A 14849-nucleotide genomic window follows, 5' to 3' on the forward strand; every position below is an offset into this window, starting at 1 on the left:
TTAAATCTTAATCCTTGGTAGCGACTGAAACATATACCTTAACGAAAATCATTAAAATGAGGTACATGCCTAGCATTATTAAATAGTTATCCATGTGTAAAATTGATTTTGTCTTTAAATTTAGATAATTTTTTCTTTGAAATCCTATCAAGTGCAACTTTTTATCGATGAAATACATCTTTTTTAAGAAACTTTAACAAATTTCTAACCGAAAGACTACATCTGTTTAATTTTGTGTTATGTAAAATATTGGCTATCAATGATTAATTGTTTTTTCCCGATTTTCGTTAAATTTAGAAAATCTGCAATAATTTTTGATGCCTTCAAAAAAGACTACGGCCTGTTGACACGACAAAGTCATTATCAAAAGGTACAGGCCATTAAATAAAGGGGTGTTTTACGTTTAGAAACAAAGAGCCATTCAGGTTTGAGTAACGTTAAAATAATACGAAGAATGTCTAATTTTGTAAAAACATAGTAATTTAACAGCTTAAATAGGGAGTAACTAATCTGCCCATTATAAAATGGCCCAAGTACCCATCAAAGTTCAACTTAGCACACTTCCTAACAGTCCGGGGGTATATCAATTCTACGATTCTGACGACAGCATTTTATATATCGGCAAGGCAAAGGATTTAAAGAAAAGGGTGTCATCCTATTTTACAAAAAACCATGATTACGGTAAGACGAGGGTCATGGTAAAAAAAATTCGTTCAATTCAGCATATAGTTGTGCCGACCGAATCCGATGCGCTGCTTTTAGAGAATAATCTGATCAAAAAATATCGGCCTAGGTACAATGTACTTCTTAAGGACGATAAATCGTATCCATGGATCTGTATTAAGAATGAACGTTTCCCTCGAATTTTTCCAACAAGGAAACTTATAAAGGACGGGTCTGAATATTACGGTCCGTATACCAGTATGAAGACTGTTAAGACCCTATTAGACCTTGTTAAAGGCGTATACCCCCTACGCACCTGCAACTATGACCTTTCACAAGAAAAGATCAATGCGGGAAAATATAAAGTATGTCTCGAGTTTCATTTAGGCAACTGTAAAGGTCCTTGTGAGGGTTTACAGAGCATTTCGGAATACGATCGGCAGATTGCCGATATTCGTGAAATCATAAAGGGTAATTTCAAATCTTCACTTCAATATTTTAAACATCAGATGAAGGCGTTGGCGAGTGAAATGCGATATGAAGAAGCGCAACGTATAAAAGACAAAATAGAAATCCTGGAGAACTATCAAGTAAAAACTACGATAGTAAACCCAAGAATCAATAATGTAGATGTATTTTCAATTATTTCCGAAGATACCTTTGCATATGTCAATTTCTTACAGCTCTCCCACGGATCCATTATTCGTTCGCACACCTTGGAAATAAAAAAGAAGCTGAACGAGACGGACGAAGAGCTATTACAGCTTGCAATTGTAGAAATACGGCAACGGTTCGATTCACAGTCGAAAGAACTTTACCTTCCTTTTAAAGTTGTGGTTGAACCGCATTTAAAAGTGACGATACCCAAACTAGGAGACAAAAAAAAGATTCTAGAACTCTCAGAGCGCAATGCCAAGTTCTTCCGGCAAGAACGGTTCAAGCAAATACGTATTACGGATCCCGATAGGCATACCAATAGAATAATGGCCCAAATGCAAAAAGATTTGCGATTGTCAGAAGAACCCCGTCATATCGAATGTTTCGATAACAGTAATATACAAGGCAGCAATCCTGTGGCTGCCTGTGTCGTATTTAAAAATGGAAAGGCATCAAAAAAAGAATACCGGCACTATAATATCAAAACGGTTGAAGGCCCCGATGACTTTGCATCTATGGAAGAAGTGGTTTTTAGACGTTACAAGCGCCTATTGGCAGAAGATGAACCTTTGCCCCAATTGATTGTAATAGATGGAGGCAAAGGGCAGCTTTCGTCCTCGGTAAAAAGTTTGGATATTTTAGGATTACGAGGTAAAATCGCAATAATAGGCATCGCCAAAAGGTTGGAGGAGATTTATTTTCCTGAAGACCCCATTCCCTTATACCTCGATAAAAAATCGGAAAGTCTAAAAATAATTCAGCAGCTTAGGAATGAGGCCCACCGGTTCGGGATTACATTTCACAGAAACAAAAGGAGCAAAGCGGCGATTAATTCCGAATTGGAGGGCATTGATGGAATTGGGGAAAAGACAGCGGAAGAGTTATTGAAAAAGTTCAAATCAGTAAAACGGATCAAAGAGGCTTCCATAGAAAATTTGGCAAAAAGTGTCGGTATGGCAAGGGCTAAAAAAATATATGAAACATTTCATTAAAAAAAACGACTTATATCGCACTATGCAAAAACTTGGTGTTTCAATATTGTTCTTGATAAGTTCCTTTTTTTCTATGGCCCAGAATATCGAGGGTAATCACGATATCAAAGTTGGGGTGGTATTAAGCGGTGGCGGGGCCAAGGGCCTTGCCCATATTGGGGCTTTAAAGGTAATCGAAGATGCCGGTATACAAATCGATTATATCGGTGGTACGAGTATGGGGGCCATTATCGGCGGTTTATATGCTTCTGGATATTCGGCCACACAATTAGACTCTATTTTTAGAAGTATTGATTTCACCAATCTCATTCAAGACAATTTACCACGTAGTGCCAAATCTTTTTATGAAAAAGAAGCGGCCGAAAAATATGCGTTGACCCTGCCTTTCGATAATTTCAAGGTCTCATTTCCCCAAGCCTATTCTGGCGGACAAAATGTTTATAATGAACTGGTCAGAATACTTTATCATGTTAAAGATGTGAATGATTTTAGCCAATTGCCTATTCCCTTTGTATGCATTGCCACTGATGTAGAGACGGGTGAAGAAGTGTTGCTAAATAAGGGGTATCTTCCTGAAGCGATTATGGCAAGTGGAACGCTACCTTCATTGTTCGAGCCGGCCTCGATGGGAGAAAAGGTTTTAATTGACGGAGGTGTCGTAAACAACTACCCCATTCAAGAGGTAAGAAATATGGGTGCCGATGTTATTATAGGAGTAGATGTACAACATGGTCTTCGTGATCGTGAGGCCCTTCTGTCGGCAACGGAGATTTTACTACAAATCAACAATTACAGAACAGCGTTGGATATGAAAGACAAGTCGATCATGACCGATGTATATATCAAACCCGACATCAGTGATTTTTCGGTAGTCGATTTTAATTCTGGGCAGAAGATTATCGATAGTGGTACCGATGCTGCAACTGCGCAAATAGAGGCATTAAGGAAGTTGTCAAAAGAACAACGCTTAAATAAGGCCAAAATAAAACCTGTAACGATGCGTGATAGCATTAAAATAGATCGACTTGTGCTAACGGGTAATGAAAATTACACTAGAGGCTATGTAAAAGGAAAGCTAAGGTTCGATTTAGTTGACAAAGTGAATTTTGAGAAGTTGCAACAAGGCATAAATAACCTGTCGGCGACAGGCAACTTTAAAACCATCAGGTACGAATTATTGTCAAACGACGATAAGGTAGATTTAGTACTCGATTTAAAGGAGAACCCTATTAAAACATATATTCGTTTGGGCGCGCACTATGACGATTTGTATAAAACAGCAGCTCTCATCAATATTACGCATAAAAATCTGCTGATGAAAGATGACGTGAGTTCCCTTGATTTTATTTTCGGTGACAATGTCAGGTATGACTTTAGGTATTTTGTCGATAAGGGTGCGTATTGGAGCTTTGGTCTAAATTCTAGATTCAATGCTTTTGAAAAAGATGTAGACTATGGTTTGGTTGCCAGTAATTTTGATATCTCGAACACTTCGAACATCAATACTATAAATTTTGATGTAACCGATTTAACCAATCAATTTTATATTCAAACTGTTCTAAAAGAAGAATTTGCCGTGAGCTTAGGTGTCGAGCATAAGTTTTTGAAATATAGTACAAGAACGCTGGGTAATTTTTTTAATGAAGATGATGCGGGCACCGATAACATCACTACTGGCACCAAGGGTAGGGTATTATTTGAAAAGAGTAATTATTATAGCACCTTCGGAAAACTTGTGCTCGACACTTACGACGACAAATATTTTCCGACCAAAGGTCTATTTTTTGACGGGGATTTTCATTTTTACATCCTTTCTTCCGATTTTAATAATGATTTCAAGGAGTTTTCAATTGCCAAAGCACGTATAGGAGGGGCGTTTCCGGTATCAAAAAACATATCCTTGAATTTTGAGACCTCCGGCGGCTTTAAATTAGGTACTTCGGGTATCGCTACCTATGATTTCGTTTTAGGAGGAAATGGTACGAACTTGATCAATAATTTTGTACCCTTTTTGGGGTATGATTTTTTAAGTTTACCCGGAAATAGTTTTGTAAAAGCCTATGGAAGGGCAGATTGGGAGTTTGCCCCTAATAACCATTTTATGCTTTCGGCAAATTATGCCAATGTCGATGATGACCTTTTTAGAACTGGCGAATGGTTTACAGAGCCTGATTTTTCGGGCTATGGCATAGGCTACGGTTGGGAGTCTTTTTTTGGCCCTGTACAGGTGCACTATTCTTGGTCGCCTGAAGGTAGTTTTAGCAACTTCTTTTTTAGTGTAGGGTATTGGTTTTGATAAGGTAGAGACAAGAGAAGGAACCACCAATTTTATGAAAAGAAATAACGATTTAAGCATTATCAAAACAGCAGAGCACCAGAAGCAATTCAACATTCTCAAAAGACAAGCTACTTACATCAAATTTTCAACCCCCACTGCTTGAACTATTTGATTATCATGTCGTGACCGTTTATTGCTTGATCATTAAATAACCCCTTGCGCGAGCATCGCATCGGCTACTTTCACAAAACCTGCGATGTTGGCTCCTTTTACATAATTACAGAAACCGTCCTTTTCTTTGCCATATTCGATACATGAATCATGAATGTCTCCCATGATATTTTTAAGCATATCGTCGACCTTTTCCCTGGTCCAACTGATCCGCAACGAGTTCTGCGACATTTCGAGCCCTGATGTCGCCACCCCACCTGCGTTGGAAGCCTTGCCCGGGGCAAAAAGAATTTTCGCAGCATGAAATTCGTGAATAGCTTCCGGGGTAGATGGCATATTGGCTCCTTCGGCGACACAGATACATCCATTCTTAACCAATGCGCTGGCACCTTTGCCGTTCAATTCGTTTTGGGTAGCACATGGCAATGCTATATCACATGCTACCTCCCAAGGCGTTTTTCCTTCATGGAAAGTGGCAGAGGAATACTTTTTTACATATTCCGAAATTCTTTTTCTTTTGTTGTTTTTTAAATCCATCACATACGCCAATTTCTTGGCGTCTATACCATCTTTGTCGTACACATAGCCTTGAGAATCGGAAAGGGTCAATACTTTCGCCCCCAATTGCAGAGCCTTTTCCGCTGCATATTGGGCCACATTGCCAGAGCCAGAAATTACCACGGTCTTTCCTGAAAAATCTTGGCCTTTTGTCTGCAACATACTTTGCGCAAAATAAACGGTGCCATACCCTGTAGCTTCAGGACGTATCAATGAACCACCCCATGAGCGGCCCTTACCTGTCAGAACCCCCGTAAATTCATTTCTAATCTTTTTGTACATACCGAATAAAAAGCCTATTTCACGTGAGCCTACTCCGATATCGCCAGCAGGAATGTCAGTATTCGGACCAATGTGCCTACACAGTTCGACCATAAAGGCATGACAAAAACGCATTACCTCATCATCAGATTTCCCTTTCGGGTCAAAATCAGAACCCCCTTTTCCTCCACCCATGGGAAGTGTAGTCAAGCTATTTTTAAAAACCTGCTCGAAAGCAAGGAATTTTAGAATACTGGCATTTACCGATGAGTGAAAACGCAATCCTCCCTTATAGGGCCCAATTGCCGAATTCATTTGAATTCGATATCCCCTATTCACATGTATATCTCCATTATCATCGACCCATGCCACCCTAAAAGAAATCAATCGTTCAGGCTCGACCATACGCAGAAGAATATTTTTGCCACTATATATTTTGTGTTTAGCGATATACGGAATTACCGTTTCAGCAACCTCTTGCACTGCCTGTATAAATTCAGGTTCGTGACCATTTCGAGTCTTCACCTCATCCATAAATGCTTTGACCTTTGCTTCCATCTATTCTTTAATTGATTACAAATATTTTAATAAAACGATAATTTAATGGCAAAATTATACTATTTATTCAATTTAATCATCCTATTTTGTGAATTTGATAAACCTCTATCCTATGGCCTGCTCCAAATCGCCTATTAAATCTGCCTCATCCTCAATTCCTACACTCAATCTTATTAGGGAATCGACTACTCCACTTTTTTCCCGCTCGGCTTTTGGAATACTGGCATGAGTCATACTTGCAGGGTGGCCAGCTAAACTCTCGACCCCGCCCAGAGACTCCGCAAGCGTAAATACTTGCAATTTTTCCACGATTGCTATGGCATCTTTATAATTGTTTCCTTTGGTCACAAATGATACCATCCCGCCAAAATCTTTCATTTGCAATTTTGCCACCTCATGGTTTGGGTGACTTTCAAAACCGGGCCAATACACTTTTTCAATTTTTGGGTGCTTGGATAAATACTGTGCTACGGCCCTGCCATTTTCACAATGCCGCTGCATTCTTACATGAAGTGTTTTTATACCGCGAAGTACCAGAAAACTATCCATAGGGCCGCACACAGCACCGCTTGCGTTCTGAATAAAGTATAATTGGTCTGCCAACTTCTTATCTTTTACTACCAAAACCCCAACAACTACATCACTATGACCTCCTAAATACTTCGTAGCCGAATGCATGACAATATCAGCGCCCAAATCTAAAGGCTGTTGCAAATAGGGTGTCGCAAAAGTGTTGTCAACGGCCAAAAGTATAGCATGTTCTTTCGCCAATTTTGATACCGCTTTAATATCGATAATATTCATCATCGGGTTGGTGGGGGTCTCTACCCAGATGAGCTTCGTATTCGCGTTGATTTTTTCAGCTATTTCGTTTACATTCTGCATACCAACAAAATGGAAAACGATACCATATTTTTCAAAAATCTGACGAAAAATCCGGTAACTACCTCCATACAGGTCATTGGTCGAGATTACTTCATCACCCGGACTCAATAGTTTAATAACGGCATCCATGGCCGCAAGTCCGCTACCAAAAGCTAGTCCGTATGTTCCATTTTCAATACTGGCCAATGCATTTTCCATGGCCGTGCGCGTAGGGTTGGCACTTCGTGAATACTCATATCCCTTATGCCCGCCCGGGGTTGTTTGGGCATAGGTAGAAGTCTGGTATATCGGAGGCATTACCGCCCCGTAAGCTTTATCAGGTTGCTGACCTCCGTGTATTGTCTTACTGTTAAATCGTAATTTTTTTTCGCTCATGACATGTAATTTACTACACAAATGTATCGTTATCTTTCATAGCACACAATCATGATGTAACTTTGTGTTTTATCCCTAAACATTCCCATGAAAACCTCCTTCGCCTGCCTCATTTTATTTTTCGTCTTTATCAGCTGTAAAAAAGAAGCCAAGCTGACATTTGAACCTATGGAAATAGCCCAGAAAGAATGTGCAGATTGTCCTGATGTCAGTATTTCAATTCCTAAGGCAATTGAACAGACCAAATTAACCAGAACCATAAACAGGACACTGAGGGAAGAAATTATCTCATTACTCTTATACGATGATGATTTGGAAGCGACGACGATTGAAGAAGCCATAACCTCGTTTACCCATGGATACATTGAGCTCAAAGAAGAATATGCCGACGAAACCGCCCAATGGGAAGCTAAAATTGACGGCAAAAAGGTTTATGAAGACGACGCTTTGTTGACTATTGAGCTCAATGCATATCTTTTTACTGGCGGAGCACATGGGTACGGATCTAAACGATTTTTAAATTTTGACAAAAAGAAAGGTACCGAACTTGAAAACTGGCAACTTTTCAAAGATTTAGAGAATTTTCAAAAATACGCCGAAACTGAATTTCGTATAAAAGAGAACATTCCTGAAGGAAAGCCCATTAACAGTACGGGGTTTATGTTTGAAAGCGATTCTTTTTACCTACCTGAAAATATTGGCCTTACCAAAGAGGGCTTGAAACTTTTGTATAATCAATATGAGGTCGCATCGTATGCCGATGGCCCAATTGAAATCACTTTCCCATATAATGACGTAAAAAAGTTTTTAGCCAAAAAAATAAAGTCCTAAGCCTCTTTTAACACTACCATCTTTTGAAGCGCGATAACCGCGCCTCTATGCAACCCTTCATGAAAAGCAACAAAGGCAATAGCATCTTCCACATTGCTTAAGGTAACTTTAGCACTTGTGGTGTACTCACTATATTCTTTAAAAACTCCGTTTTCATAATCTTTTTGTGCCGATTCTACCGTGGTCAAGAGCAAGTCTGTGATTTTCGCTATTTCTTCATCGTCAGCCGTGCCATCGGGTACTGTTCCCTTTTTGAATTTGGCCACCAATTCTTCATCGACCTTCATCGAAACTCCGCTAAATTTATATAACAATATTTGTTGTGTAACCACCACATGCGCTATATTCCACCAAATATTATTTCGGAAGCCTTCCGGTATTTGCAGCAACTGCTCCTTTGGTGTTTCTGATATTATTTGATAGAAAGACTTTCGGTTCTGTAATATGACATTGAATAATTTTTCCAAAATATCAATTTTTTTGGTTAAAATACTTTTTGTATCGAAACCCCAAAAGTAGCACAATTCGATTGAAATGGGTTTCTTTGCACAAGGATAATTTTTGGTAAAATTGGGAAAATCTAAATCTTTCCGACAATGAAAAAACTGTTTCTTTATGAAAAAAATATACCATTTAAGTACCTGTAGCACTTGTCAAAGGATCATTAAGGAGCTTCAGCCTTTAGAAGGATTCATACTTCAGGATATAAAAAAAGAAAGAATTACTGTAGCACAACTTGAGGAAATGCAAAAACTTTCCGGAAGCTATGAAGCTCTTTTCAGCAGAAGGGCCATGTTGTACAAAGAAAGGAATCTAAAAGAAAAACAACTTTCTGAAACCGATTATAAAGACCTTATTTTAGACCACTATACTTTTCTCAAAAGACCGGTAATCGTTGTAGATAATCAAATTTTCATCGGTAACAGTAAAAACGTGGTCTCCGCAGCCGCTGCAACCATTCATCCTTGAGTAAAAGAACACTTGCGATATTTGCAGCTATCGGCGCAACGGTCATTTACGGCCTGAATCATACCATTGCCAAAGGAGTCATGCCCGATCATGTCGCTCCTTTCGGCTTTATTATGTTACGGGTAATCGGTGCTTCTATTCTATTCTGGGCCATTTCTTTTTTTGGACCAAAAGAAACCATCGAAAAAAAAGATTACGGACGAATGCTAATCTGCGCACTTTTTGGAATGGGTATCAACATGCTTAGTTTCTTTAAGGGATTACAGCTTTCGACCCCTATCAACAGCGCTGTGCTAATTACCACCACACCCATTATTGTGCTGCTGCTATCTGCCCTGCTTATCAAGGAAAAAATTTCAAACCGTAAAATCTTCGGTATTTTCATTGGACTTATCGGAGCAGTATCCCTCATTCTTTTTGGAGCAGAAATACGCCAAGATGCCCCCAACATTCCCCTGGGCAATGCCCTTTTTGTCGTTAACGCTTTCTCATATGGCCTATACCTGATCCTAGTAAAGAAATTAATTGAGAAATATCATCTATTCACCTGCATGAAATGGCTTTTTACTATCGGCATTTTTGTTTGTCTTCCCATGGGCTATAAAGAGCTTTTACAAATCGAATGGACAAGTTTACCATCTGAAGCGTTTTTGGGAATTATATTTGTAGTCGTTGGTACCACCTTCTGCACCTACCTTTTCAATGTTTTTGCGCTTACACAATTAAAAGCATCTACCGTAAGCGCTTTTGTGTATCTTCAACCTATCATCGGCATTTTGTTTGCTGTAATGACAGGAAAAGATAGTCTGACCACCTTGAAAATATTCGGTGCTGCAATGGTATTGGTCGGCGTCTACTTGGCAAGTCGCAAACCATCTTCTGTAGCAAAAAGTTAATACTGCTTAAATAGACAGATCTTTCTGGGGTGCTTTGGCGAATCGCCTGGTATCTTCTTTGGTCAACACTTTAAATCCTTCTGGCTTGTCAATCGAATTGAAAGCAGCTAACATATTATCATTTAGACCAATAAGACTTCGCGTCTTCAAACTGATCCACGCACCCATCATCTCACAATGTGCTACATTCTTTCCGTTGCTATCATAAAAGTTATGGTGAAATTCAAAAAACTTTCCATCTTCACTCAATCCTGTAACTTCTAGAGACACCTTTATGGGCTTGCCGGGAAAAACTTCCTTAAAATAGTACATGTGCTCATAAAAAACTACCGGGCCGATTTGATTCTCGGCCATTGTTTTATGATTGAAACCCAACTCCCATAAAAAAGACATTCGCGTGTGGCTCATAAAATTAATATATGCCGAGTTGGCCAAATGTCGGTTGGCATCAATATCGCTCCACCGAACTTCAAAGTCTTTTAAGTACATCCTTTAAATATTTTTGCTATGCATGCATAATATTTTATAAAAATAGTATAGTTTTGGAAATCTCAAGGTTAAAATGCCTTATTTTTAAGTAGAAAAACAAAAAATGGATTTAAAAGCTCCCTTCATTAAGAATCTCTCACTTCCTGCCATTGCGGCGCCGATGTTTTTGATTTCAGGCCCTAAATTGGTCGTCGAATGCTGTAAGAACGGTATAGTAGGCACTTTTCCCGCCTTAAACCAACGGACATCGGAAGGTTTCGAAGAATGGCTAATCGAGATACAATCGGAATTGCAGAATTTTGAGGATGAAACAGGTAAAAAGCCGGCACCGTTCGGGGTCAACCTTATTGTTCATCCCACCAATCCTCGATTGGAGGCCGATCTTAAATTGTGCGTAAAGCATAAAGTGCCGCTGATCATTACCTCTTTGGGTGCCGTCTCACAGGTTGTAGACACCATTCATAGTTACGGTGGATTGGTATTTCATGACGTCATTAAAAAACGTCATGCCCAAAAAGCGGCAGGTGCAGGGGTCGACGGACTTATTCTTGTAGCAGCAGGTGCAGGCGGCCATGCGGGCACTATAAACCCGATGACTTTGGTTGCTGAAATAAAAAAATTCTACGATAAGACCATTATACTTTCCGGTTGCATCAGTACGGGTCGTGATATTGCTTCGGCCCTCCAAATGGGGGCGGATCTCGCCTATATGGGCACTCGTTTTATAAATACCGAAGAAAGCAAGGCCTCGGCTGCATATCGCGAAATGATCGTGGCTGCTGGCGCAAGTGATGTAGTGTATACTGCAGCAATATCAGGTGTTCATGCCAATTTTTTGGGGGCTAGTTTAAAGGCCGCAGGAATTACGGAGGAAGATTTGGAAAAAGATAGAAAAATCGATTTTGGAAAAGAACTCGATACGGAAGCTAAAGCCTGGAAAACCATTTGGTCGGCAGGTCAAGGTTCAGCCACTATAGACAATGTTCTTCCGGTTTCCGAACTGGTAAACCATTTAAAATCAGAATTTAAATCGGCAATCGAGGAACAAATTAAGGTATTGGAAATGTACCCGAAGTAAGCATTGAAGACATAGCCATTTAGAAGTAGCTCCCTTTAAGCGCAAGGGCATTATACCTAGCATGCTGGAGCCTGATTTTGCCAGCGCCTAAAACTGCACCCCACGACTGGAAAGCACCCCACTTTCTCCTGAAAATTTATTTTTTTGTGAATCACTACTGCAACAGTACCGATATTGGGGTCATAACAGAAAATTCACCACTAAGAACTACAACAAAATCATACTGCAAATCTCCCAAAACGAATAAGACCGTATCACTTTCACAATGCCCTACTTCCCCGTTAGTTTTGGCTTCATAACTTCGGAAAACGCTTCTTAATGGTCGCATTTTTTATTATTTTGGTCATGCTAAAATTTACAATAAAGTTTGACGTTGTTGGATTTAACCCAACCCTTTACGAATCTTAAGGTACTTTTAAACTATGCGGTACCTTCTTACTCTTAAAAGTAATTCATTTTAGAGATGCCTTTATTTCAATCAAATTATAACCCTCCTTTTTTATTCAGGAGCGGACATTTCGCTACGATCTATTCAGGTCTTTTTCGTAAAGTCGAAGGTTTACTACAAACCCGAGAGCGTATTGATTTGCCCGATGGCGATTTTCTTGATCTCGACTGGAGTTTCTCCTTCAAACCTACCGACAAGGTCGTTATTCTACTTCATGGTCTAGAGGGCAATGCACAGCGCCCTTATATCACAGGAAGTGCCAAAGCCTTCAATACACTGGGTTACGATGCTTGTTCTGTAAATTTTCGAGGCTGTAGTGGTGAAACCAACAAACTATTTCGGTCGTACCATTCAGGAGCTACCGAAGATTTAGATGCCGTAGTACGGCATATTGTAAACACAGAAAAATACCCTAAAATTTTTATAAAAGGCGTAAGCTTAGGCGGTAATATGGCTCTTAAATATGCGGGCGAAGGGCGGAACATCCCAAAAACAGTGAAAGGTATTATCGGAATTTCAGTACCATGTGACCTACACAGCTCACTTCGAGAGCTTCTGAAGCCCAAGAATTTTCCATATGCCAAACGATTTAAAAATCATTTGGTGGAAAAACTAATTCCGAAACAAAAAATGTTTCCAGATAAAATTTCGGCCAATGACATAGCCAGTATTCGAACTTTAAAGGATTTTGACGATATCTATACCAGTCGCGCCCATGGTTTTATAAATGCACTGGATTATTACAAGAAATGCAGTTGTCTCCAGTTTTTGGGTCAGATTAGCATTCCGGCATTGATAATTAGTGCCAAGAACGATTCTTTTTTAGGAAAAGAATGTTATCCCATTGAAGCCGCAAATACCAATCCCAATTTAAGCTTAGAGATGCCCCGAAATGGTGGTCATGTTGGATTTTTTGGTAAAAATAACGCCACTTATACAGAAAAAAGGGCGGTAAAATTTTGTGAAGAGGTTATTTAAATAACGGTAATTCTTATATTAGTGCCGACAAAAACAAACATGATGAAAAAATTATTTGTGGTCTTCGCACTGGGCGGTCTAATGATCAGCTGTGGAGGAAAAGAGAAAAAGGAAGAGAAGAAAGAAGGTTTTGAAATGAACCGAACGAAAACGGAAGCTAAAGCCCCAGCGGCAGAGGCTGAAGGCGTACCCGTTGATTTAAGCAACAAAGGAGTAGGCCCTATAAAATCGGTAACCTTTGCCGATGAAATAGACTCTGAAATGGCTGCCAAAGGTGAAAAGATTTTTAGCACCGTATGTATTGCTTGTCATGCAGTCGATAAACGCATGATAGGCCCTGCTTTAAAAGGTGTTTTAGAGCGCAGAAGTCCTGAATGGGTAATGAACATGATTATCAATCCTGATGTTATGCTTAAAGAAGATCCTATTGCAAAGGCATTACTTAAAGAGTATAACAACGCGATTATGTTAAATCAAAATTTAAGCGAAGAGGATGCAAGAAATGTGACAGAATTTTTACGCACACTGTAACATTGTCCCGAACCAAATTTACTGTGCTGTTATCCTGAAATGAATTTGGGGTAATAGCACATTTCGTTTTGGCACAAAATTAAATTTCCATCAATAAAACCCTTAACAATGAAATCAATTCGTAATATTCTTGCCCTAGTAGTGTTAACCGCTTCTATTGCATCGACTGCTCAAGATATAAAGCCAAATGAAGTCGAACAAATCATGAAAAAGGTAGCCGATTGGCAGATAGATCATTTCGACGGCCTTTATAGCGGCCACACCAAACCCCACCACCCACTTGATTGGACCAATGGTGCTTTGTACGTCGGTATGGTAAAATGGGCCGCAATGGCCGATGACGATAAATACTACAACTGGCTAAAAACAATTGGAGAAGAAAACGAATGGCAATTATATCGTCGAAAATATCATGCAGATGATCACACTGTCGGTCAAATGTACATTGAGCTTTTTCGTAAGTATAACGACGAAAAAATGATCGAGCCAACCAAGGAGCAATTCAACTTTATTATGATGCACCCTTCGCAATCTTCGTTTCATTGGAAGTCTCCATACCACCAAGACCGTTGGAACTGGTGTGATGCCTTGTTTATGTCTCCACCGGTTTGGGCAAAACTCTATAAACTCACAGGAGAAAAAAAGTATCTTGATTTTTTAATGACCGAATTCAAAGCTTCTACAGATTTCCTATTTGATAAGAAAGAAAGCTTATACTACCGTGATGAAAGTTATATGGGCAAGCTAGACAATGGAACCAAAATATTCTGGTCGAGAGGCAATGGCTGGGTATTCGCCGGACTGACTAATGTCATGAACGAATTAGACCCTAAAAGCAAGGAATACAAATACTTTTTGGGTATCTATAAAAAAATGTCCAAAAAATTGCTTGCCATTCAAACTCCACAAGGCCATTGGGCCATGAGTTTATTAGGACAAGATTTCTATCCTACACCGGAAACAAGCGGTTCTTCATTTTATGTCTATGGTCTCGCTTGGGGCATTAATAAGGGTATTTTAGACAAATCTACCTATGGCCCGGCCGTCAAGAAAGGGTGGAATGCCATGGTAAGCCATGTTACCGATGAAGGTATGTTGGGTTATGTACAACCAATAGGAGCAGCTCCTGGAAAAGCTTGGCCCGATAAGACCGAAGTATATGGAACAGGTGCTTTTTTAAGTGCTGGTTCTGAAGTCTATAAATTGTACGGCGGTAATTAATTAAAAACAA

14 protein-coding genes are annotated in these 14849 nt (G+C 39.5%); 9 read left to right on the forward strand and 5 right to left on the reverse strand.

The window, feature by feature from the left end; all coding sequences use genetic code 11:
- Positions 1 to 524 precede the first annotated feature (524 nt).
- Together uvrC and AACZ88_RS05940 are read left to right on the forward strand one after the other, a co-directional pair.
- Positions 525 to 2312 carry an excinuclease ABC subunit UvrC gene (uvrC, locus tag AACZ88_RS05935; RefSeq protein WP_339707605.1) on the forward strand — a complete coding sequence of 596 codons (1788 nt, stop codon included), beginning with the start codon at positions 525 to 527 and terminating at the stop codon, positions 2310 to 2312.
- Positions 2296 to 4608, forward strand: coding sequence for a patatin-like phospholipase family protein (locus AACZ88_RS05940; RefSeq protein WP_339707608.1), 2313 nt, complete (start codon positions 2296 to 2298; stop codon positions 4606 to 4608). The genes uvrC and AACZ88_RS05940 overlap by 17 nt, the downstream gene beginning before the upstream one ends.
- A gap of 186 nt (positions 4609 to 4794) precedes the next feature.
- Here AACZ88_RS05940 and gdhA read toward each other — a convergent pair whose 3' ends face one another.
- Positions 4795 to 6138 (reverse strand): NADP-specific glutamate dehydrogenase, encoded by a 1344-nt coding sequence (gdhA, locus tag AACZ88_RS05945; protein ID WP_339707611.1) that lies wholly within the window; start codon positions 6136 to 6138, stop codon positions 4795 to 4797.
- A 105-nt stretch (positions 6139 to 6243) separates the two neighbouring features.
- Positions 6244 to 7398, reverse strand: a complete 1155-nt coding sequence (locus AACZ88_RS05950; RefSeq protein WP_339707613.1) for a cystathionine gamma-synthase — start codon at positions 7396 to 7398, stop codon at positions 6244 to 6246.
- Positions 7399 to 7485: 87 nt separating this feature from the next.
- Between AACZ88_RS05950 and AACZ88_RS05955 the strand changes: the two genes are divergently transcribed.
- A complete protein-coding gene (locus AACZ88_RS05955; protein ID WP_339707616.1) occupies positions 7486 to 8229 on the forward strand; it encodes a DUF3298 domain-containing protein in 744 nt (247 codons plus the stop codon).
- Here AACZ88_RS05955 and AACZ88_RS05960 read toward each other — a convergent pair.
- A complete protein-coding gene (locus tag AACZ88_RS05960) occupies positions 8226 to 8696 on the reverse strand; it encodes a DinB family protein (protein WP_339707619.1) in 471 nt (156 codons plus the stop codon). The two genes, AACZ88_RS05955 and AACZ88_RS05960, sit on opposite strands and share 4 nt — an antisense overlap.
- A 148-nt stretch (positions 8697 to 8844) precedes the next feature.
- Between AACZ88_RS05960 and AACZ88_RS05965 the strand changes: the two genes are divergently transcribed.
- Positions 8845 to 9198 (forward strand): ArsC/Spx/MgsR family protein, encoded by a 354-nt coding sequence (locus AACZ88_RS05965; RefSeq protein ID WP_339707622.1) that lies wholly within the window; start codon positions 8845 to 8847, stop codon positions 9196 to 9198.
- The gene (locus AACZ88_RS05970) at positions 9195 to 10094 is read left to right on the forward strand and encodes a DMT family transporter (protein ID WP_339707625.1); all 900 of its coding nucleotides are present in this window, start codon (positions 9195 to 9197) and stop codon (positions 10092 to 10094) included. Before AACZ88_RS05965 ends, AACZ88_RS05970 begins: the two co-directional genes overlap by 4 nt.
- Positions 10095 to 10100: 6 nt before the next feature.
- Here the strand turns inward: AACZ88_RS05970 and AACZ88_RS05975 are convergent, their stop codons facing one another.
- Positions 10101 to 10583: an acyl-CoA thioesterase gene (locus AACZ88_RS05975; protein WP_339707629.1), complete on the reverse strand. Its 483-nt coding sequence runs from the start codon at positions 10581 to 10583 to the stop codon at positions 10101 to 10103.
- Between the two features lie 103 nt (positions 10584 to 10686).
- On the opposite strand from AACZ88_RS05975, the gene AACZ88_RS05980 reads away from it, so the two are divergent.
- Positions 10687 to 11661 (forward strand): nitronate monooxygenase, encoded by a 975-nt coding sequence (locus tag AACZ88_RS05980; RefSeq protein WP_339707632.1) that lies wholly within the window; start codon positions 10687 to 10689, stop codon positions 11659 to 11661.
- A gap of 154 nt (positions 11662 to 11815) precedes the next feature.
- Here AACZ88_RS05980 and AACZ88_RS05985 read toward each other — a convergent pair whose 3' ends face one another.
- Positions 11816 to 11989: a hypothetical protein gene (locus AACZ88_RS05985; protein ID WP_339707635.1), complete on the reverse strand. Its 174-nt coding sequence runs from the start codon at positions 11987 to 11989 to the stop codon at positions 11816 to 11818.
- A gap of 135 nt (positions 11990 to 12124) precedes the next feature.
- Here AACZ88_RS05985 and AACZ88_RS05990 point away from each other — a divergent pair, with 135 nt between their 5' ends.
- The 3 genes from AACZ88_RS05990 to AACZ88_RS06000 all read left to right on the forward strand — a co-directional run bounded on the left by AACZ88_RS05990 (position 12125) and on the right by AACZ88_RS06000 (position 14839).
- On the forward strand, positions 12125 to 13087 hold the full coding sequence (locus AACZ88_RS05990) for an alpha/beta fold hydrolase (protein ID WP_339707638.1): 963 nt from the start codon (positions 12125 to 12127) through the stop codon (positions 13085 to 13087).
- A 42-nt stretch (positions 13088 to 13129) separates the two neighbouring features.
- On the forward strand, positions 13130 to 13618 hold the full coding sequence (locus tag AACZ88_RS05995; protein ID WP_339707641.1) for a cytochrome c: 489 nt from the start codon (positions 13130 to 13132) through the stop codon (positions 13616 to 13618).
- Positions 13619 to 13726: 108 nt separating this feature from the next.
- Positions 13727 to 14839 carry a glycoside hydrolase family 88 protein gene (locus AACZ88_RS06000; protein ID WP_339707644.1) on the forward strand — a complete coding sequence of 371 codons (1113 nt, stop codon included), beginning with the start codon at positions 13727 to 13729 and terminating at the stop codon, positions 14837 to 14839.
- The last annotated feature ends 10 nt before the right edge of the window (positions 14840 to 14849 follow it).

Source organism: uncultured Kriegella sp., assembly GCF_963975415.1.
Classification (GTDB): domain Bacteria; phylum Bacteroidota; class Bacteroidia; order Flavobacteriales; family Flavobacteriaceae; genus Kriegella.

Excerpts from the sequence above, each read along its gene's own strand:
- uvrC (WP_339707605.1), top strand. The coding sequence starts at position 525 with ATGGCCCAAGTACCCATCAAAGTTCAACTTAGCACACTTCCTAACAGT.
- AACZ88_RS05940 (WP_339707608.1), top strand. The coding sequence starts at position 2,296 with ATGAAACATTTCATTAAAAAAAACGACTTATATCGCACTATGCAAAAA.
- gdhA (WP_339707611.1), bottom strand. The coding sequence starts at position 6,138 with ATGGAAGCAAAGGTCAAAGCATTTATGGATGAGGTGAAGACTCGAAAT.
- AACZ88_RS05950 (WP_339707613.1), bottom strand. The coding sequence starts at position 7,398 with ATGAGCGAAAAAAAATTACGATTTAACAGTAAGACAATACACGGAGGT.
- AACZ88_RS05955 (WP_339707616.1), top strand. The coding sequence starts at position 7,486 with ATGAAAACCTCCTTCGCCTGCCTCATTTTATTTTTCGTCTTTATCAGC.
- AACZ88_RS05965 (WP_339707622.1), top strand. The coding sequence starts at position 8,845 with ATGAAAAAAATATACCATTTAAGTACCTGTAGCACTTGTCAAAGGATC.
- AACZ88_RS05975 (WP_339707629.1), bottom strand. The coding sequence starts at position 10,583 with ATGTACTTAAAAGACTTTGAAGTTCGGTGGAGCGATATTGATGCCAAC.
- AACZ88_RS05980 (WP_339707632.1), top strand. The coding sequence starts at position 10,687 with ATGGATTTAAAAGCTCCCTTCATTAAGAATCTCTCACTTCCTGCCATT.
- AACZ88_RS05985 (WP_339707635.1), bottom strand. The coding sequence starts at position 11,989 with ATGCGACCATTAAGAAGCGTTTTCCGAAGTTATGAAGCCAAAACTAAC.
- AACZ88_RS05990 (WP_339707638.1), top strand. The coding sequence starts at position 12,125 with ATGCCTTTATTTCAATCAAATTATAACCCTCCTTTTTTATTCAGGAGC.
- AACZ88_RS05995 (WP_339707641.1), top strand. The coding sequence starts at position 13,130 with ATGAAAAAATTATTTGTGGTCTTCGCACTGGGCGGTCTAATGATCAGC.
- AACZ88_RS06000 (WP_339707644.1), top strand. The coding sequence starts at position 13,727 with ATGAAATCAATTCGTAATATTCTTGCCCTAGTAGTGTTAACCGCTTCT.